The 19927-nt window shown below is 34.2% G+C and carries 16 protein-coding genes and 1 pseudogene; 12 read left to right on the forward strand and 5 right to left on the reverse strand.

Annotated features, from left to right (window positions below; translation table 11 throughout):
* The first annotated feature begins 13 nt into the window (after nt 1–13).
* Entirely contained in the window at nt 14–1462 is a 1449-nt protein-coding gene (gene gnd, locus AAFX60_016500) for a decarboxylating NADP(+)-dependent phosphogluconate dehydrogenase (protein ID XDF79985.1), read from the forward strand.
* A gap of 73 nt (nt 1463–1535) precedes the next feature.
* Here gnd and AAFX60_016505 read toward each other — a convergent pair whose 3' ends face one another.
* Nucleotides 1536–2201, reverse strand: a complete 666-nt coding sequence (locus tag AAFX60_016505; protein XDF79986.1) for a DedA family protein — start codon at nt 2199–2201, stop codon at nt 1536–1538.
* A gap of 623 nt (nt 2202–2824) precedes the next feature.
* Between AAFX60_016505 and AAFX60_016510 the strand changes: the two genes are divergently transcribed.
* From AAFX60_016510 to AAFX60_016560, 11 genes and pseudogenes are all read left to right on the forward strand, one after another.
* The gene (locus AAFX60_016510; GenBank protein ID XDF79987.1) at nt 2825–2959 is read left to right on the forward strand and encodes a hypothetical protein; all 135 of its coding nucleotides are present in this window, start codon (nt 2825–2827) and stop codon (nt 2957–2959) included.
* Nucleotides 2956–3447 (forward strand): outer membrane beta-barrel protein, encoded by a 492-nt coding sequence (locus AAFX60_016515; protein ID XDF79988.1) that lies wholly within the window; start codon nt 2956–2958, stop codon nt 3445–3447. Before AAFX60_016510 ends, AAFX60_016515 begins: the two co-directional genes overlap by 4 nt.
* A gap of 310 nt (nt 3448–3757) precedes the next feature.
* Nucleotides 3758–4367 (forward strand): annotated as a pseudogene (gene tcpP / locus AAFX60_016520) (toxin-coregulated pilus transcriptional regulator TcpP).
* Nucleotides 4364–4753, forward strand: a complete 390-nt coding sequence (gene tcpH, locus AAFX60_016525; GenBank protein XDF79989.1) for a toxin-coregulated pilus protein TcpH — start codon at nt 4364–4366, stop codon at nt 4751–4753. The pseudogene tcpP and the gene tcpH overlap by 4 nt, the downstream one beginning before the upstream one ends.
* Nucleotides 4754–4805: 52 nt before the next feature.
* Nucleotides 4806–6296 carry an EAL domain-containing protein gene (locus tag AAFX60_016530; GenBank protein XDF79990.1) on the forward strand — a complete coding sequence of 497 codons (1491 nt, stop codon included), beginning with the start codon at nt 4806–4808 and terminating at the stop codon, nt 6294–6296.
* 196 nt (nt 6297–6492) lie between these two features.
* Nucleotides 6493–7839 (forward strand): sensor domain-containing diguanylate cyclase, encoded by a 1347-nt coding sequence (locus AAFX60_016535; protein XDF79991.1) that lies wholly within the window; start codon nt 6493–6495, stop codon nt 7837–7839.
* 118 nt (nt 7840–7957) lie between these two features.
* Nucleotides 7958–9310, forward strand: coding sequence for a diguanylate cyclase (locus tag AAFX60_016540; protein XDF79992.1), 1353 nt, complete (start codon nt 7958–7960; stop codon nt 9308–9310).
* Nucleotides 9310–10623, forward strand: a complete 1314-nt coding sequence (locus tag AAFX60_016545) for a glycosyltransferase (GenBank protein ID XDF79993.1) — start codon at nt 9310–9312, stop codon at nt 10621–10623. The genes AAFX60_016540 and AAFX60_016545 overlap by 1 nt, the downstream gene beginning before the upstream one ends.
* A 5-nt stretch (nt 10624–10628) precedes the next feature.
* Entirely contained in the window at nt 10629–11672 is a 1044-nt protein-coding gene (locus AAFX60_016550) for an HlyD family efflux transporter periplasmic adaptor subunit (protein XDF79994.1), read from the forward strand.
* A 68-nt stretch (nt 11673–11740) separates the two neighbouring features.
* The gene (locus AAFX60_016555) at nt 11741–11980 is read left to right on the forward strand and encodes a hypothetical protein (GenBank protein XDF79995.1); all 240 of its coding nucleotides are present in this window, start codon (nt 11741–11743) and stop codon (nt 11978–11980) included.
* A gap of 74 nt (nt 11981–12054) precedes the next feature.
* Nucleotides 12055–13683: a methyl-accepting chemotaxis protein gene (locus tag AAFX60_016560; protein XDF79996.1), complete on the forward strand. Its 1629-nt coding sequence runs from the start codon at nt 12055–12057 to the stop codon at nt 13681–13683.
* A gap of 58 nt (nt 13684–13741) precedes the next feature.
* Here the strand turns inward: AAFX60_016560 and gltS are convergent, their stop codons facing one another.
* The 4 genes from gltS to AAFX60_016580 all read right to left on the reverse strand — a co-directional run bounded on the left by gltS (nt 13742) and on the right by AAFX60_016580 (nt 19816).
* The gene (gene gltS, locus AAFX60_016565) at nt 13742–14965 is read right to left on the reverse strand and encodes a sodium/glutamate symporter (GenBank protein ID XDF79997.1); all 1224 of its coding nucleotides are present in this window, start codon (nt 14963–14965) and stop codon (nt 13742–13744) included.
* A gap of 155 nt (nt 14966–15120) precedes the next feature.
* Nucleotides 15121–16218 carry a rod shape-determining protein RodA gene (gene rodA, locus AAFX60_016570; GenBank protein ID XDF79998.1) on the reverse strand — a complete coding sequence of 366 codons (1098 nt, stop codon included), beginning with the start codon at nt 16216–16218 and terminating at the stop codon, nt 15121–15123.
* Nucleotides 16219–16404: 186 nt separating this feature from the next.
* On the reverse strand, nt 16405–18111 hold the full coding sequence (locus AAFX60_016575) for a pseudouridine synthase (protein ID XDF79999.1): 1707 nt from the start codon (nt 18109–18111) through the stop codon (nt 16405–16407).
* Nucleotides 18112–18115: 4 nt separating this feature from the next.
* Entirely contained in the window at nt 18116–19816 is a 1701-nt protein-coding gene (locus AAFX60_016580; GenBank protein XDF80000.1) for a pseudouridine synthase, read from the reverse strand.
* Between the last annotated feature and the right edge of the window lie 111 nt (nt 19817–19927).

Below are 19927 nucleotides of genomic sequence, written 5' to 3' on the forward strand. Positions count from 1 at the left end.
TTGGAGTAAAGATATGAAAGGCGATATTGGCGTAATTGGTCTTGCAGTAATGGGCCAGAACCTAATTCTAAATATGAACGATCACGGTTATAAAGTGGTAGCACATAACCGAACTGCTGAAAAAGTAGATGAGTTCTTACAAGGTCCTGCAAAAGGGACAAATATTGTTGGTGCATATTCGCTTCAAGAGTTAGTCGATAAATTAGAATCACCACGCAAAATTATGTTAATGGTACGAGCTGGTGATGTTGTTGATTCATTTATCGACAAGTTGGTTCCTTTATTAGATAAAGGCGACATCATCATTGATGGTGGTAATACAAATTTCCCAGATACTAACCGTCGTGTTGCTGCGCTGAAAGAGAAAGGAATTCACTTTATTGGTTCTGGTGTTTCTGGTGGTGAAGAAGGCGCACGCTTTGGTCCTTCGATTATGCCTGGCGGTTCACCAGAAGCATGGCCATTTGTTAAACCAATTTTTCAAGCAATCTCAGCAAAAACTGAAAATGATGAGCCTTGTTGTGATTGGGTTGGTAACGATGGTGCTGGCCACTTTGTAAAAATGGTTCATAACGGCATTGAATATGGCGATATGCAGCTTATCACCGAAGCATACCAGTTCATGAAAGACGGCCTTGGTATGACGCATGATGAAATGCAGTCTGTTTTTATTGAGTGGAACAAAACCGAGCTAAATAGTTACTTAGTAGAAATCACTTCAGACATCTTAGGTTATAAAGATACAGATGGTGAACCATTAGTAGAAAAAATTCTTGATACTGCTGGCCAAAAAGGCACAGGTAAGTGGACAGGAATTAATGCATTAGATATGGGGATCCCATTAACGCTAATTACAGAATCTGTATTTGCACGCTGTTTATCATCATTAAAAGATCAACGTGTAGAGGCTGAAGAGTTATTTGGTAAGAAAGAATCAATTGTTGAAGGTGATAAACAAGTTTGGATAGAAGCATTACGCCAAGCACTTTTAGCATCGAAAATCATCTCATATGCACAAGGCTTTATGTTGATGCGTGAAGCGTCAAACGAGAATGGTTGGGATCTAAATTACGGTAACGTGGCATTGATGTGGCGTGGTGGTTGTATTATCCGTTCTGCATTCTTAAGTAATATTCGTGATGCGTACGATATTGATCCTGAACTTTCCTTTTTAGGTTCAGATAGCTACTTCAAAGGTATTCTAGAAAATAGTATGTCTGCATGGAGAAAAGTAGCAGCAAAATCAATGGAAGTAGGGATCCCAATGCCATCAATGACATCAGCATTGACTTTCCTTGATGGTTATACAACCGCTCGTCTTCCTGCAAACTTACTGCAAGCACAACGTGATTATTTTGGTGCTCATACTTACGAGCGTGTAGATAAACCAAAAGGTGAGTTTTTCCATACGAATTGGACAGGTAAAGGCGGTGATGTATCATCGACAACGTATAACTCGTAGCTGTTACCTTTCATCGATAAAATAAAAAAGCCCCTAACTTGTATGAGTTAGGGGCTTTTTATATCGAATTAATTTAACAGATTTTTTTACGACGGTATTTTTTTAAACAGTAACCACTGATAAAACTACATACTGCAATCGCCAGTGTGATGACTGGTGCTGCCATTAGTGCCATGGTGATATATTTCGACAGCTTTTCCGGTAAAAATGATAATGAATAACCGAAACCAGTTAGTAATAAAATCCAAATAATAGCGCTCATCCAAGCAAAATAATGGAAGCGAGCTGCTTGTTGCATTCGTAGTCCCATCATTAACGGTAAAAGAGGGCGAACAACAGGAATAAAACGAGCTACAAAAAGAGCAATTAGCCCATGTTTAGTTAACAAAGAGTCAACTGTCTGTAATCTGTGTGGTGGAACTGCATTAATCCATTTCTGAATTGTTGGAAATTTATGTAACCAACGACCTTGTATAAAAGCCAATTGACTACCAATTGCCGCGGCCATGATAAGACCGGCAACAATTACAGGGTAGCTAATTACATTAGCAGCAGCTAGAGAACCTGCAAGAATAACAACACTATCGCAAGGTAGTGGTGCAGCTGGAATAAAAGCACTTTCTAACCAAATAAATAGAATCAAACAAAAGTAGATCATCGTCATACTTGCTGGGTTTTGTAGAATTGTGAAATCTTGTTGCCATAAAGCCGTTAGAATCGAAATAAATGAATCAAACATCGCCATTCTCCAGACGAAAATTAAGCCGAAACTTGTTGTGACAGATAGGTCGAGAGTAAGGTAAGTGATAGATAAAGTCACTAAGAATTTTCACTGTCATAAAAAGTTCACATAAGGTAGATAAACTAGATGATTCAACAAGTTGGGTCAACATTTCCTTACAAATGTGCGTAAATTGTTACCAATAGATAGTAGGTTTACATTTTTGGTGAAGCGATAGAGACACTTATCGAAAATTAACTGTTTTTATATTTTCGTTTTTAGAAATAAAATTAATGACAATTATTATATGTAATGCAATGTTGCATATAATATCAAAAAATATATTTTTATATAAACACTGGTAGTCTCCTAAGCTATTGTATTTAATGGTTTTTATTGTGTTGGTGATTATTCTTCAACTGTTCCCTCTAATTCAAACAATATAATTAACTAAGTAATTACGTATAATTTGATTGATTATTCGTATGGAGTATATTTCTCTCACCTAACTAAACCAATTAATCAAATCAATAATAATAGATTTATTGTTAGTTAGATTTTGTTTCATATAACCATGTTTACTTCAAATTAATGAAGAGAGCATTAAGTAGTGTTAATCATTAACTACCGGAAATAAAAAGATGAAAAAAATATATTTAGCTGCGTTTGTATTTGGTGTTTTTTCTGTATCGTCTTCAGCTGAAATGATGCCTTATGTTGGGGAAATATTGGTATTGGTGGTATTACTTCACCAGATGCTGATATTGACAATATGAACTATTCTCAAGAATCAGGAAAGTTTGCTTGGAGCTTGAATACTGGTCTATTATTTAATTCAAAAATGAATAATAAATTTCAATACGGTGCAGAAGTGAGTTATTCGACTTATGCAACAAATGAAAATCGTTTTGAAAATTTGAAGTTTGACTATGATGGCTACAACATTGCTGCATTAGGTGTAGCAAAGTACAACTTCAATAATAAGTGGAGTATTTTTGGTAAAGCGGGTGCAGCTTATACAGTTCAAGAGCTAACAAGTAATGTAAACGTTTTTAATAAAAAAGAATCGAAAGTATTGCCAAAAATCGGTTTAGGTGCATCGTATAACATTACAGATAACTTTGCGATTAACGCTAGCTTCGAGCATATCTTTGGTGATGACTTAGCCGAGTTTACGAATAAACCAAATAACCATCAATTGTCGGACTATACAAATGTAGGATCGGTAAGTACCATGTATATTGGTATGGGTTATTCATTCTAATTATTTATAGTCTTATTTTTTAAGTTTAGATTTTACCTTGTAAATAAGACGTAAACTAATTAACAATGAAGTAGGGTATTGCCTATTTCTGTTATGAAATAGGCTGCTCTATATTTGCTCAAAAATTAAGTATAAACAGCATTTCTGTATTACGTTTGTTCTTTTTGTGTTTATACTTTGTTTTTTATTGGTTTTGGTTTTGAACAAAGTTAACGAATATAGATAAGTTGGTCTCAATATATTGACAATAAAGATGAATAGGTTTATTTATGACTTGTATTTAATTCGATAACTGTTAAGTCAGGATGATATGGTTTTTAAACTCAATGAAATCTATTGGGATCCAGCAACAAAAAAATTGTACGATACGCTAGAAGATGCAGTTAATGGTAATAACGAATATGGTTCAACAACGCCTTTAGTTTCTGCAATTCTGACTTTGTTAATAAAAGAACATCCTTCTATTTGTAAAAATGAACATATTAAAGATGCTCTTTGGGGACTCAGTGGATATCAAATGAAAGCATTCCTCAGTTAATTAAAAGAACAAGAGTATCAATAAAAGATACGAATAGACATGTTATCGAAAATGTAAAAGGCAATGGTTATAAAATAAACAATGTAGAAGAGATTAGAATAAATTCAAATAGCATACAATGCACAGAGAAAAAAAGTCACATTCTAAACTAAAAGAAACATCTATTTTTTTATTTTCAATCATCATTTTCATTTTATCTAGTTCAGCATTAATCTTTTGTATAGAAAAACATGTGTTTTACGATCTAATTCCTTTAGAAGAGATAAAAAAAGTCAAAGATTTTGATTTAATTAAAATCTCTGAAGATAAGTTTTTAATTAAGACTAAAGACCAAGAGTGTGAATTGAACCTTAAAAATAAAATTGCTCGATGTAAAATATGAAAAGTCAAATATCGAAAACATTAATTGTTTTTTCTGTAATTAATTTACTCATAATAATAATATGGCATAAATTTTATCGAGTCGATTTAGTTGGAACAATAACAATAAATGAAAAACAAGTTAACTATGTAAAGTATGAAAAGTATTTAGATTCTGTCAATGTAGTTAATACTAAGTATAGTGATGATATAGCTGTTCCTGCAACAAGTACCGCAACAAAGTATTTTGTCGATTATAATTTATCTCAAGGTAAATTATATGCATATGATGGAACAAATTATTATATTTTAAATATATATTCATTAGGGGACTCTTGTTTTGTAACTCTTCAAGCAGGAAGTGGTAGTCTCAAAAAAATTGGTTTTTCTTGCAAATACAATAATTAATTTATTTTCAATAATTTGATTGTTATTTATAGAGTGTGTTTAGGGTACATAATTGAATTCAACAATTTCTTTCTTATATCAACCAAAAGTACAGAATGGAAGTATTATCAGTGTTGAAGCTTTACTAAGAGTTCCTGGTGTTACAAATATTGAGAGCTATGTTTCGATGGTAACAAATAAACCTTTGTTTGATTATACAATAATAAGGAAAGTATTATCAGATAGAAGGGAATATCACGAAAACATTGGTTACTCTTTCCCTGTATCTATAAACATTTCGATACAGAGTTTAGAATCAGATTATTTTATTAATAAAACATCTAAGTTATTGAAAAATGAACCTAATGTAACGTTGGAGATAACTGAAAATGACAGTTATTTATCTTTAGAACGTGTTAAAGAATCGATGGGAATACTTAAATCATTAGGTGTTAAGTTTTCTTTAGATGACTTTGGTAAAGGCTTTTCAGATATTGAACAAGTATTGTCATTAGACCTTGATGAAATCAAAGTGGATGGTTCTTTAGTTAATGATATTGAAAACAATTTTTATAAGTTTAGGCATTTAAAATATACGCTAGATGAATTAGAAGATATCAGTAACTTTAATATTGTTATTGAGCGGGTTGAGAATAAAAAACAAGTTAACTTAATTGAATCCCTTGGAAAAAAAGTATCATACCAAGGATACTTTTTTTATAAACCAATGAATTTATTTGACTTAACAATCGCGACACCAGAACCGCATAAAGAAGAAAAACATGAACCTAAGTTATTGTTAGAAAAATTGATTTATGAGTTGATCAAAACAGATAATGATAATAAGTGCGCACAGTTAGTTAATGATATTCACTCTGTAGATATATTTAATAATCTTGGTTCTAAGGTTTGTGACAGTTTAACTATAACAGAAGTAAAAAAAAGCATACTAAAAAAATACAATAAGATAGCGCTTAACCCGAATAGTCCTGAAAATTTGTTTTTCAAATCATATCTTAATTGTATGAGTCGCTTAGTCATAATCCGAGATTCTGAAGGTAATGCTTTATTCAATAATCAAGCCCATATTAATTTTATGAATGTGGACTTGGTAGGAATGCCTCTAGAAAGCATTTATGAAAAATTTGAACAATACGAAGGCTGTATTGCAATAGATAAGGAGTTGATTGAATCAAAATCCAACTTCTTAGCGGTAAGAGAAGTTGTCGACTTTGATGGGCAAACTAAATCGTATTATACGTTTAGGCAGAAAATTAACCATTATGGAAAAACACTAATAATTACGATTGTTTATGATGAAGATGATAGAGATTCGTTTCCTAGGGATGCCTTAACAGATTGTTTTGATAGAACCATTTTGAACAGCTACTACATGAATCAATTTAACATGGTTGCTTTCATTGATATGGATGGGTTTAAAAAGATTAATGATAACTTCAGTCATAAGCTAGGTGACGACTGTTTAAGCAAATTTGTTATGTATTTAAAACATGAATTAAGAAAGGAAGACCTTATCATTAGATACGGTGGTGATGAATTTTGATTTTTACTCAATGGGATGACCGACATACATTTGAAAGTCGCTTAAATCTGATAAGGAATAAAGTCGAAAAGCTGTTTAAATCAAACAACATAGACTTGTCATTTTCATATGGCATTGAAGATTTATCAAAAGGTATGGAAATTGCGATTAACTGTGCGGATGAAAAAATGTATGCTGACAAAAGCAGAAAATTACAGTGAGTTCTATTAGATATAAAGCATTAAGACTAAAAAGAATCGGCATTGTAGTGATGCTATCGTTTATTTATATGAGTGTCGGGTATTTTATTTTTGATTTAAGTAATAACCTTACTGAAGAAAGAAATAAGACGAATATGCGACACTTATTGAAAAAATATGAAAGTGAAATTTTAATAAAAGTAAATGAATACTTAACTTTATCAAAGGTTTATAAGTATATGCTTTTTAAGAATGATTCTTTTATATCAAAAAACGACTTCACTTCAATATCTAAGAACTTAATCGAAAAAAACAAAGTAATTAAGAGTTTACAATTAGCGCCTAATGGTACAGTGACATATGCATATCCTGAGAAAGGAAATGAAAACGTGTATATTGATTTGTTTGCAGATAAAAAAAGAAGGGGAGATGCTATTTATGCCAGAGATAATAGAGTAAGTATCATGTCTGAACCACTTGAGCTATTTCAAGGTGGGATTGGACTAATAATTCGGACTCCTATTTTTGTCGGCAAGGATTTTAATACATTTTGGGGTTTTAGCATCGTTATACTTAAGGTAAATGATTTTTTAAATACTTTATCATTACCTGAGTTATGTGATGGTGGATATAACTATAAACTGAGTGTTATACAAAAAAATAGCAATAACAAAATTGTTATTAGTGAATCATCATCTGATGACTTAGTAAATGCAGTTGAACATGAATTTAGTGTTCTTAATCAAAATTGGCTGATATCAGTGGGTTCTCCAGGTAAATGGATTAATGAATTAGAATATACCTACAAAACGTATATTTTAGTTTTCTTTGTCTTTGCTTTATCACTTATAACCTACATGTTTTACCGGTTGTTGATAAAAAAAGAAAAAATGTATGAACTGTCTTATATTGATTCCTTAACAGGCCTTTATAATCGAAGGGCATTTGATAAAGATGCTAAAAAGAGTTTTAAGAGTTCAATTTTGTTTTTCTGTGATTTAAATGGTTTTAAAAAGATCAATGATATTTATGGTCATGAAGTCGGAGACCAACTACTCATTGAAGTATCTAAAAGGATGCGCTCTTTTATCGATAGTAAAGGAACTATATATAGATTAGGCGGTGATGAATTTTCAATACTCTTAAATAAGAATGAAAATGTTGATGTTCATGTATTTATTAATGAGTTATTTGAAATGATATCTGAGTCTTTATCAATTAGTGATGTTGTAATAAATATAGGCATTAGTACAGGTTACAGTGTTTATCCAGTTGATGGCTTAATTCTAGAGGATTTAATCCGTATAGCTGATAAAAGAATGTATCAAGCAAAGTTTCAATATAAAAATAGAAATAAAGTATAAATCTAAAGTTCTTTTTCTTATTTATCTTATATAGATGGTCATTTCATTTTTGGAGTGACTATTTTTTATCAAACGTTAATACCAATTATTTTTGGTTTGCTGCACAAATGGTTATTTTATGAAGATGGAAAGTTCAGTGTCTATTCCTGTTTATGTTATCGGTGAATCTAAATCAGTGTATGGAAGTGATATTAATATAATTCATGTTAAGAGTGCTGATGCTCTTTTATTACACGAGCCAGCTATTTGTATTGTGTCATTACCACCTGAAGAACAAGATAGAACATTAGAATATCTGCATTCTAAATTACAGCTATGGAATTGGCATGTATATGTATTAAAAGCGAGTAAGTTAAGCTCTCATCTTTCCGATGGAGTATGGACACCGACTAATGTGGCTGAACAGTGGATGCTACATAAAGCGAAGTTAGCTCTGATAAAAGATGAACCTCTGGATAAACTTCTTGCTTGGCTTTGGTTAGGTACTGAAAGGTGTTTAAAACCATTGTGTGATAGCAGTAAAAAAGAACTTTATCACTACCCTCTGATTACTGCGTACATTGGTTATAAAAATGCGTCCAATAATTATCTTCAATTAGAAACTAAAAGAGGTTTTCTAAAGAAAGAGTATACAGTGGATCGAATTCGATTATGTCCATCGTGCAATAGCGGCCATCAAAACTATATTGAAACATGTCCATCATGTAAGAGTGTCGATATAGAAGAGATGGTTTCTCTACATTGTTTTACTTGCGGGCATGTAGGGAAACAAGACCACTTTATGCAACGTGGGAAATTAGAGTGTCCTACTTGTTTAACACAGTTGCGTCATATTGGAGTGGATTACGACAGGCCGCTTGAAAGCTATAAGTGTTTAGATTGTGATTATAGTTTTTCAGAATCGGTTGCTCGTGTTCGTTGTTTGTCTTGTACCGACAGTAATGAGATTGATGATTTAATCACCCGTCATATAAGTACCTATAAAGCAGGCGATCAAGTAAAAAACTTAATGATGTATGGTCATCAATCTTTTCATCAAGAGTTGACGTTAAAAGGACTTATTGACGAGGATTCGTTTGATAATTTGCTTGTATGGATAAATAAATTGGCAATCCGTCATCAACACTCACATATTTTATTAGGTATAAAGCTCGCAGGTATTGAAGAATATTCTGCTCAATTTGGTGAAACTAAATTGATGCAATTGATTGACCAGATATCAAATGATCTTAACTCAATACTGCGTGATACCGATATTTGCTGCCAGTATCGATCAGATATGATCCTATTATTGATGCCGATGACTCCAATTGACTCATTACCGGTGTTGCAAAAGAAGATTGAACTTATTGCTGGAAAAATTGAGTCAGAGTTAGTGCTTCTGAATGTTCATATATGGTCTTTGCCTAATGTATCCCTTCAGGATGATGCTGCAAAGTGGTTAGTTGATGAGCTTGGTACTATTGAGTAATGAGTGAATTTGAATACATTTTTTACTCAATAATAGGGATGATAAGTGAAGATACAGAATTAATATTTATATTATTTCCAATCATGATCTTAATCGAAATGCCTCTATTTATTTTAGTTGCGAGCGGTGTTTTGCGTTGGTCTGTTAACTTATCAGAACTAGAAGCAACGTCATGTCCTTCAATTAGTTTTATTATTACTTGTTATGGAGAAGGGGAAGCCATTAGTGAAACGATCGATACACTTGTTGAGCAGGTTTATCCTAATAAGATAGAAATTTTAGTTGTAGTGGATGGTGCCAAACAAAATGCAGAGACTTATCAAGCAGCCTTATACGGTGCTAAAAAACATCAGCATAAGCAAATGCGGACAGTTAAAGTCATCGCTAAATGGCAAAGAGGTGGCCGTGTATCTACATTAAATGCTGGTTTATCGGAAGCAAAAAATGATTTAGTCATTAATGTTGATGGAGATACTTCATTTGACAACAACATGGCATGGGAAATGGCTAAGCAGTTTTCAGATCCAAACGTTTTAGCCTCTGGAGGTGCACTTCGTGTCCGAAATTGGGATGCTAATTTATTAACCAGAATGCAATCCCTTGAATATATGATGTCCATGCAGACGGGTAAAACCGGAATGAGTAATTGGGGAGTCTTAAACAATATTTCTGGTGCTTTTGGTGCATTTCGGATTGAAGTGATTAAACGAGTTGGTGGTTGGGATACTCATACGGCTGAAGATCTCGATTTAACCATGCGATTAAAACAATATAAAGGACGGCATCCAAATAGTCGTTTAGCATTTACTCCTCATTCTGTTGGCCATACTGATGCTCCAGATACGTTAAAAATATTGTTAATGCAGCGGTTACGATGGGATGGCGATTTACTTTTTCTCTTTTTAAGAAAACATAAACAGGGACTAAGCCCGAGTTTATTAGGTTGGGGCAACTTTGTTTATACATTAGTTTATGGTGTGATTCAAAACGTGGTTCTACCGTTATTAATGGCATTGTTTAGTTTATATGTTTGTTTAAGTTATCCAATTACATTTGTACTCTCAATGCTTTTGTTTATTTATCTCATATACATAACATTTATTGTTTTAACTTTTTCAATTTACATTGGTCTTGTTTCAGAAAGACCTAAAGAAGATATTAAATTATCAATATGGTTACCTCTTTATCCTATATATGCATTTTTTATGAGATTAATAACTGCATTTTCAATGGTGAATGAAATAACCAGAAGAAGTCATGAGGAGTCAAGCATGGCACCTTGGTGGGTACTTAAACGTGGAAAAAGATTTTAAATATTATGAAAGTAAAATTTCACTTAGAAAAAGATAAGCAACCAACATCTGATAATGGAATGAAAATTATATACGGAAGTGCTAAGAGAGGCGGATATCGATTTCGTTGGTATTGTATTTTAGCATTAGTGTTAAGTCCTATATTAATAATGGCATACGTTTTTTTTCAACAATATATACTTACTTTAGCTCCAGGGATTATTACAACAAGTCCAGTAGTGATAACCGCTCCTCAAGACAGTATGGTTACAGCTATAAATGTCAAAGAGGGGAATGAAATTTCCTATGGTCGAAATGTTTTAGAGTTAAATGATCCTGTATTAGATTCAGATATTCAGTTTATTAAAACAGAGTTAACTAATTTAAATAAAAGGAAGTCTAAAGTACAACATGATCTAAAGTCTTATTTGTTAGCAATTAGAAATGCGAAAGATAATTTAGAAAGCATAAAGAAAATAAAACTGAATTATGACAAGTTCATTAAAGAAGGGAAAGTATCACAAGTTGATTATGCCAATATCATTGGTATGTACAATAGTGCGCAAAATACGTTAACTAGTGCGGACATAGGATACCAAAAGGCACTATTAGACAGTGTGCAAGTTGAATTAGCTGGTGGTATTGCTCAAGTAGTTCGTTCATTAAATCAAGAGTTAGTTACTAAGTTAAGTCAGAAAAAACTACTAAGTATTCATTCTCCATATGACGGAAATATCTTAGAAATTAATACGGTAGTAGGACAAAGAATAAAAAAGGCTGATGTATTAGCGACGATTGCATCTAAGGCTGATCCATTTGTCATAGCGTACTTAGAACCTAAATTTATTGAAAAGGCGAAAGAAGGTAGTGTCGTTACCGTCATACTTCCAAATCGTGAAAGATTAAAGGGTAACGTATCTTTAGCTATCGAAACCACAACTAAATTACCAGCTCAGTTGGCTAAACCGTTTGAGGGACCAAAATCGTTGTTAAAAGTTAAAGTCACATTAAAGAAAAAAATAACTAAAGAGCAATGGGTAGAGGGGATGCCAGTACAAGTTTCTTTTTAATATAACTATAAGGTTAATAAAATAAGAGGAAGCGACGATACATTTTATTTATAGATAGAGGTTAGAAAATGAAAGTAGATTATATTTACTTAACAAATAAAATTTTAGATTCATGTGAATTTTTAAGGTTCGCAATAGAGAAAGATAATGAATTATTTAAAAATAACAAAGAGACAATATTAAAATTAATAAGTCTTAATGATTGGCTTATTAGTGAGTTATCAAACTCTAATCTTAAAGATGAACAGCGTGAATTAATGCTACAAAATTGTTTAACTCTTAGTGAAATACTAAAGAAGTTAGATTAGCTCTATAAAATAAAAACACTTACTATTATAAATTAGAATCTTAATATTCTATTAGGATTATGGACGCGTGTAATATGAAAAACATTTCATTGAGAAATAAAATACTCTTCCTAGTAGCATTTAATGCAACAGGTTTATTTGTGGCTCTTAATATTATTTATATGAACTATGTAGATAATGATAAGACTGAACAATTTCTATTTAGACAGGTAATTCAATCGTCAGAAATTTTTGATAATTTCGAAAAGAAACTAATTTCGTTAAGAAGAACAGATTTAGCTTTGATATCTATTCGATTTGAAGATGAAGAAGAGGTAACAGCAAGAGATAAGTTAATCTATGACATTAATTCATTATTAAATTCATATAGTGAGTTTGATTTAGATGTGATAAAAAAAGAGAAAACACAATTAGCAACGCTAAACAATGAAATTAACGCATATGTTAATTACATCAACGATATTAGAGATCGTCGATTATCAGAGCCAAGAGCGAAACTAGTTGGTGATAGCCTCGGATTATATGAAGAAATTAATAATAATATTAGTTACTTATCTAATAAGATAAATATCTTCCTTGAAGAATACAGACAGACATCTAAACAAGACCGATTGAACACACTGTATTTTGCAATATTTGTTATTGTATCGATAACACTGGTATCAATCTTAAGTGGTCTATACATCTCAAAAGATTTAAATCGACGTATCGCGTTAATTAACTCATCATTAGATCAGTTTATTTCGTTAGATTTAAGAAGTGGGAAAGTGTGTAGCTTCATTGATAGTAACGATTTTATTAATGACGAAATCGGTAGCATTATGATGTCTATTCGCTCTTTCAGATTAAAAATTGTGACAGTAATTAATGCAGTTAAAGAGAGTATTGAGGTTAGTAATGATGCATTTAGTTTGATGAATGAGCAGTCTAAAGAAAACGAGAAGGCCATTGTTCAACAGCTTAACTCTGTTGATATGCTTGCAACAGCGATCAATGAAATGCAATGCGCATCAGGTGAGATTACAAATAATATCAATAACTCCGCGAACTTTACTTCTGACGCATCTAAAGAGTGTAATCAAACTAAGCAAATGGTTTCTAATACCTCAGAAGTGATTAATCTAGCTTCAAGTGAGATTGATGAATGTAATGCCTTGATTGCGGAATTACGTAACGATAGTAATAAAATTTCAAGTGTTTTAGATATGATCAGTAATATTGCAGATCAAACAAACTTATTAGCACTAAACGCTGCAATTGAAGCGGCAAGAGCTGGGGAGCAAGGAAGAGGTTTTGCGGTAGTTGCTGATGAAGTTCGTGTATTAGCGCAAAAAACACAACACTCTACGATTGAGATTAATAATATCATTTCAAACTTACAGGCTAAAACTCATGATGTAAGTGAAAAAATGGAGTTGAGTCAGACAACGATTAAAGAGTGTGTAGAACAGTCGACAATTTCTCGAAATAATATTGAAATTGTAGATAACAACTTAAACTCAATTTCAGATATGAGCCACCAAATATCCACAGCAAGTGAAGAGCAGAGCTGTGTTATTGAAGAAATTAACGGAAATGCGATTAATGTGAGAGACATGTCTCAAGTGTGTATGGATGTATCGAGTGTGATTTCTGAACAAGTTAAGAACATGAATAAGAGCATTTCTAATTTGTCGAAAAACGTAGAGCAGTTTAAATTGTAGTGATGAAGATAAAGCTATAAGGCGTGGTGCCTTATAGCTTTTTTATTTACCGATTTATTTATCCAATAAAGCTAATATAAGCTTGTAAGATAATTAAGTTCGTAATATCAATGAAGAATGCACCTACAATAGGAACCACCATGAAAGCTTGAGGTGAAGGTCCAAAGCGAGATACTAAAGAACCCATGTTCATTACTGCTGTTGGCGTAGCTCCAAGTCCAAATCCACAATGTCCTCCAACCATGACTGCAGCATCATAATTTGAACCCATGACTCTAAAAGTAATGAAATAAGAGAACAGGGCTAAAACAATCGTTTGAATCGTTAAGATAATTAAAAATGGAATCGCAAGATCAAAGATATTCCATAGTTTTAAACTCATTAGCGCCATTGCTAAAAATAGAGACAAAGAAACGGTCCCAAGGATATCTACGGTTTCATTATCTATCTTTTTAACTTTTGTTACTTCACAAATATTAGTAATGAAAACACCAATAAATAACGCATAAACAAAATCAGGAATTTTAAGCCAAGCAATATCGAAACTGTTTACAAAATTACTTAAATGCTTAGAGCCGGTAACACAGATAAGTAAGATGAATAAGATTTCAATGACTTTTTTGGCTGTCACTTTGTCTTCTTCACGTTCGTTATAGGTAATCAACTCAGGAAAACGGTCATGAGTATTTGTACCTGCGCCGTATTCAGATTCTAATTTATGTTTTTGAATTAATCGTTGTGCGATAGGGCTACCAATTAAACCACCCATAATCAGACCAAATGTAGCTGACGCCATTGCAAGTTCAAGCGTATTTAATTGATAAGCATCAGCAAAGGTTTGTGACCAAGCTGCACCTGTACCGTGTCCGCCAGATAAAGTGATAGAACCTGCAATTAAGCCTAACAGCGGATCTAAACCCATAGCAGAGGCAAGCCCAACACCTACGGCATTTTGTATGATGATATAAAACGATGCGACAGCTAAAAATAGAAAGACTTTAGTGCCACCTTTAAGCAATTGAGTGTAATTTGCTGCAAGACCAACGGTACTAAAAAACATTAGCATGAAGGTATTTTGAAGTGGCAGAGAAAACTCAAGGCTAATTCCTTGAAAATGCAAAGCCGTAATTGCAAAGGCGACAATTAATCCCCCAACGATAGGTTCAGGGATATTATATTTTTTGAAAAGGTCAATTTTTGAGTTGATGAAATGACCCAGAAAAAGCACAGCGATTGCTATTAGAAACGATTCTAATGCGCCGATTGATAGTGAGTTTGTCATAATAGCTCGAAATAAATATATCAAACCAAGAGGTGTGACGGGAAAGATCGAGATTATGCCAAGTTATTGATAATGTCACTATAAATATTCACTGTCATAAAAAGTTCATAATTCAAATGAGTGAATAATGAACGACTTATGACAGTAAAAAAGCATTAGAGTCTATCTGGACGGTTTGGCTTGTATGGTTTGTATAAACACAATGACATGACAATACCAAAGCAAATACCTTGGGTTATCATTGCCGTACCACCATAACTGAAGAAAGGCAGTGGGCTACCCATAACTGGAAGTAAACCACTTACCATACCCATATTAATGAAAGCATATAAGAAAAAGCTTAATGCAAAGGTACTACTTACCAAACGAGTAAAGGTGCTTTCACTTTGATAAGCTAACCAAATTACTCGTCCAGTGATAAATAAATACAGTGATAGCAGTAGAGCACAGCCAAAAAATCCCCATTCTTCTGCATAAGTAGAAAAAATGAAGTCAGTATGACTTTCTGGAATGAACCCGAGGTGTCCTTGTGTCGCATTCATCCAGCCTTTACCACGTATCCCGCCAGAGCCAATAGCGATTAAAGATTGAATAATTTGGTAACCTGCTCCAAGGGGATCCGACTCAGGGTCAAGAAACTGAGTAACACGCTTCTTCTGATACGCCTCCATAACAAAGATCCACAAAAGCGGGACGGCAGTCGCAACGGTTGCTAGAAAAGAGCCGATGATTTTCCAACTCATACCGGCAAAATACAGGACAAACAGGGCATATATAACAGTAAAAATGGCACCATCAAGGTCGGGTTGAATAAAAATCAAACCGGCAGGCACAGCAGTTACAAGTAAACAAACCCCTATTTTTTTTAAATCAGGGCGTGTGGCTTCTGCTGCTAATATCCAAGCAACCATAAGAGGAATTGCAACTTTGACTAATTCGGAAGGTTGAAATCGAATTGGACCTATGACTAACCAACGTTGTGAACCGTTAGTGCTATCACCAGCAATAATTACTCCAATGAGAAGAACAACAGCTAACCCATATAGAAAGGGGGCCGAGCGTTGATAGTGCATAGGGGATATGCCCGACATCACGACGATACAACCAACAGCGATCATTGCTCGTATTAAGTGGCGCTCTAACATAGGCTCACTAAAACCACTTGCGCTCCAAACGGTTAAAGAGCCAAGCACAATTAATACTAAAATTGCAGCAAGTAAAGCGTAGTCTATTCGTGGTTTGTAGTCATACATAATGTTAATTCATCAGACAAAGTGAAAATGCACTGTGTTTGCGGTGTTGATAAGGAGACCTAAATTAACCTCTTTATAAATAAATGCAATATATTAATGCCGTAATGAAAGGGATAACCCAACATTTCGCTTAATGATGGGTTATTTTATGCAGTTAGGAGACAAAAATAGGTAAAATATGACGGGTTAAAAATCTTCAGGGCACGAGAATTCAACCGTCTCATTGGTTGTCGGGTGTTTGAATTTTAAATATCCAGCATGTAAATGCAGCCTATCTGCTTTAAAACCATACAAATCATCACCCACAATAGGGGTATTTAATCCCGCTTGATGAGCGCAATGAACACGCAATTGATGCGTTCGCCCCGTATGTGGGTAAAGATGCACTTTGGTTCGTTTGCCTTCTTGAGCTATGAGTTGGTAGTGTGTTTTTGCTTTACGGCCACTTTTATGGCTGACCATTTGGCGAGGACGATCTTCCATATCACCTGTTAACGGTAAATTAATCGTCCCATTATCGGTATCAATATTACCTTCAAGTAATGCGGTATAACGCTTTTCAACCGTACGTTCGATAAATTGTTTTTGAACCTGTTTATTCGATTCAGCAGTTAATGTAAGAACCAATAAACCAGAAGTTGACATATCTAAACGATGAACAATCAATGGTCCTGTTGCGTTAGGGTAACGAGCTTGAATACGAGCATGAACAGAATCTGAAATGTATTTTCCAGATACGGATAAAAACTCGGCGGGCTTATTGACGACAACAAGCACATCGTCTTCATATACGATCTCTAATTCTTTACCATAAGACGGAGTTTGCTCTAATGGGCTGTCGTCTGTGCTTATTCCTTCAAGCATGTGCTCTAGAATTTCAAAGCATTTACTTTGGCATACCGGATAAAGGTTTTTATGCTGGCGAATTTGATCATAAGGAGACGCTCCCCACCAAAATTCTCCTAAGGCTAAAGGCGTATAACCCAATGTAAATGCAGCTTGTAAAAGTTTAGGGCAGTTTTGTTCACTGGAATTGGTAATAGGCTCTTGTTTCAGTTGGTCTGAATCACTGTGCTTAAATAAGTCAAATAGGCTTTTAGTTACGCCACTTGAATTAAGAAATTGGGTTGTTTTTAACGTATCAATATGACGTTGTTGTACCAAATTATCATACGTTAATTCCGCTTGTGAAATGCGATACTCATTTTCTTTGAGTTGAGTAGAGAGCGTCAAAAGCGTGTTTTGCCAATCTTGCTTTAATTGTTTAAATGCTCTTTTTTCTCGACTGCTTTGGTTTCCAAGCTCAGAGATAAGAGCACTTAAATCATCAGGAGTCAGAGGAGATAGAGTGTTTGACTCTGCCTCTGCACGTTGTTGCTTACGTTGCTTTTTAGCGTCCGTCATAGCCTGTTGAAACTGTGTGATTTCATGTTCAGCTTGCTGTTGATTAGCGGACAGTTTTTCTTTTAGCTCAATAAACTCGGGGTCATTTTTTAATTGATGAATATGACTTTTTAGATGTTGTAACTCTGTTCTTTGTTGAGCACAAAGAGAATCGTGATTCGTTTTATCAAAAATAGCATCAACAAAAAAATCAGGCGTGTGATCTAATTCAGGTCGTTTATCTGCTTCTTGAGCAGCAAAAGAAGCAAGATAACCAATCTCGCCATCTTGGTTTTTAACTACCAATACACCAAACATTTTTCCGTTAACGGTAAAGTCGTGTTGCCACTCATTTTGAGTATCTAAATAGAGTTGCAGATCATCCATTGCTAATCTTGCTAATGGATGAGGTGCATAATAATACGGGAACGTAAAATGTTGAGGCAGAGCAATACCGTCAATGTCACCGGATAAACGAATAAATTTGTGGGTTAATGTATTGTTAGACATGACATTAAAATTCCGCTTCGACATTAAATTCCATCGGTTCTTTAGTGATAGGATGAACTAACGACAAATAACCTGCATGCAGATGCAAGCGATTTGCCTTTTTTCCATATAAACCATCACCGGTGATTGGCATATTTAAACCAAGATAATGAGCACAATGCACTCTAAGTTGATGCGTTCGACCTGTTTTAGGGTAAAGATAGACTTTGGTTTTATTCTCTTTACGCTCAATTACTTGGTAGGTGGTTTCCGCTGGTTTCCCATGCTCAAAACACACTAATTGTCGAGGGCGATCATATAAATCACCACGCATAGGCAAAGTAATCAGCCCTTCATCTTGTTCTAAAACGCCATCAAGTAGAGCTGTGTAGCGCTTTTCTACCGTTCGATTAATAAATTGCTGTTGTAAGCGTTTGTGTGCTTTTGGCGTAAGGCCTAAAACCAGTAATCCTGATGTCGCCATGTCCAAGCGATGAATGATTAACCCGCCAGTTGCATCGGGGTAACGTTGCTGTATGCGTGCATAAACCGAATCCTGAATGTTTTTACCTGGAACAGATAAGAAGTCAGCTGGTTTATTGACAACAACCATAAATTCATCTTCATAGACGATTTCAAGATCTTTCCCTTCTGCTGGGTTGATAAGCAGTGGGTTCTCATCCATTTCTATTCCATCAAGCATATGACCTAAAATTGGCTGGCATTTACTCTGACATGACGCATAGAATTTTTTATGTTGGCGGATTTCAGATTTTGGGGCAATGCCCCACCAAAATTCCGCCAGTGCAAGTGGTGTGAAACCATGTGCAAAGGCATATTGAAGTAATTTAGGTGCAGCGCATTCGCCAGAACCGGCTGGTGGGATCTGGTTTGGTGTATCTTTGAAAATATCGTTAAGATCTTTCTCAATACCATGCGTATTTAAAAACTTGTATTGCTGAAATAATTTCTTTTGTAATCCGTTAGATAGATTTTTTCGCTTGGTTTTTAATTCATTAAGTGCGTCTTCTAACTCATTAAGTTGGCATTGAAGGGCGTTTAATTTTTCGTCCCAAATGAGTTTAATATCACGTAAGGTATTTTTTTCTTTAACGCTTTCTTTGCCAAGTACAACTTTGAGTTGTTCTAATTCTTCTGCACTTTTTTGAGTACCATCTTGAGCTGTGATTTCAGCCGCTGCTCGTTGTGCTTTACGAGATTTTCGCCCTTCAATCATTACTTGGCGTTGCATTTCTATCTGTTGAAGTGAGGCATTAGTTTCGGATTGGATAGAGGTCGTTAAGTGAGATAATTGCGGATTAGCTTCGAGTTGTTTAATTGTTGCATTGATCTCTGTAATTTCTGCAAGTTCTGTTTTGAAAAAACCGTCTTCTTCCAGCATATCAAATACAGGTGGTACAAAATGAGGGAGATGATTACTGTCAGCAATTTTGCCTGAGAAAGCGGATAAATAGCCAATTTCCCCCGTTGGTGCTTTCACTAATAATACGCCAAACATTTTACCAATCGCATTGCTTTTATCACCAGATAGGCCGAAATTATGATGCCATTCTTGTTGTGTTTCTAAGTGACGTTGTAACTCTTCTGCTGCAAGTTCACATAAAGGATGTGGTTCATAACAAAAAGGGAAAGTGAATTTTTCAGGAAGTGTATAACCGTCGATAGACTGAGTAAATGAAGTAAAACAAGGATTGGAGATAGGCATAATAGTTTTATATTTGAAAGCAAATGAATAGGGGTAAAGAAGAGTGCGTGGTTAGATATTATATCAAACCACAGCAATACCAATGACCATTAATGGATGAATAGCGATTGA

The sequence above is a fragment of the Aliivibrio fischeri genome (assembly GCA_038993745.2).
In the GTDB taxonomy this organism is placed as follows: Bacteria; Pseudomonadota; Gammaproteobacteria; order Enterobacterales; family Vibrionaceae; genus Aliivibrio; species Aliivibrio fischeri_B.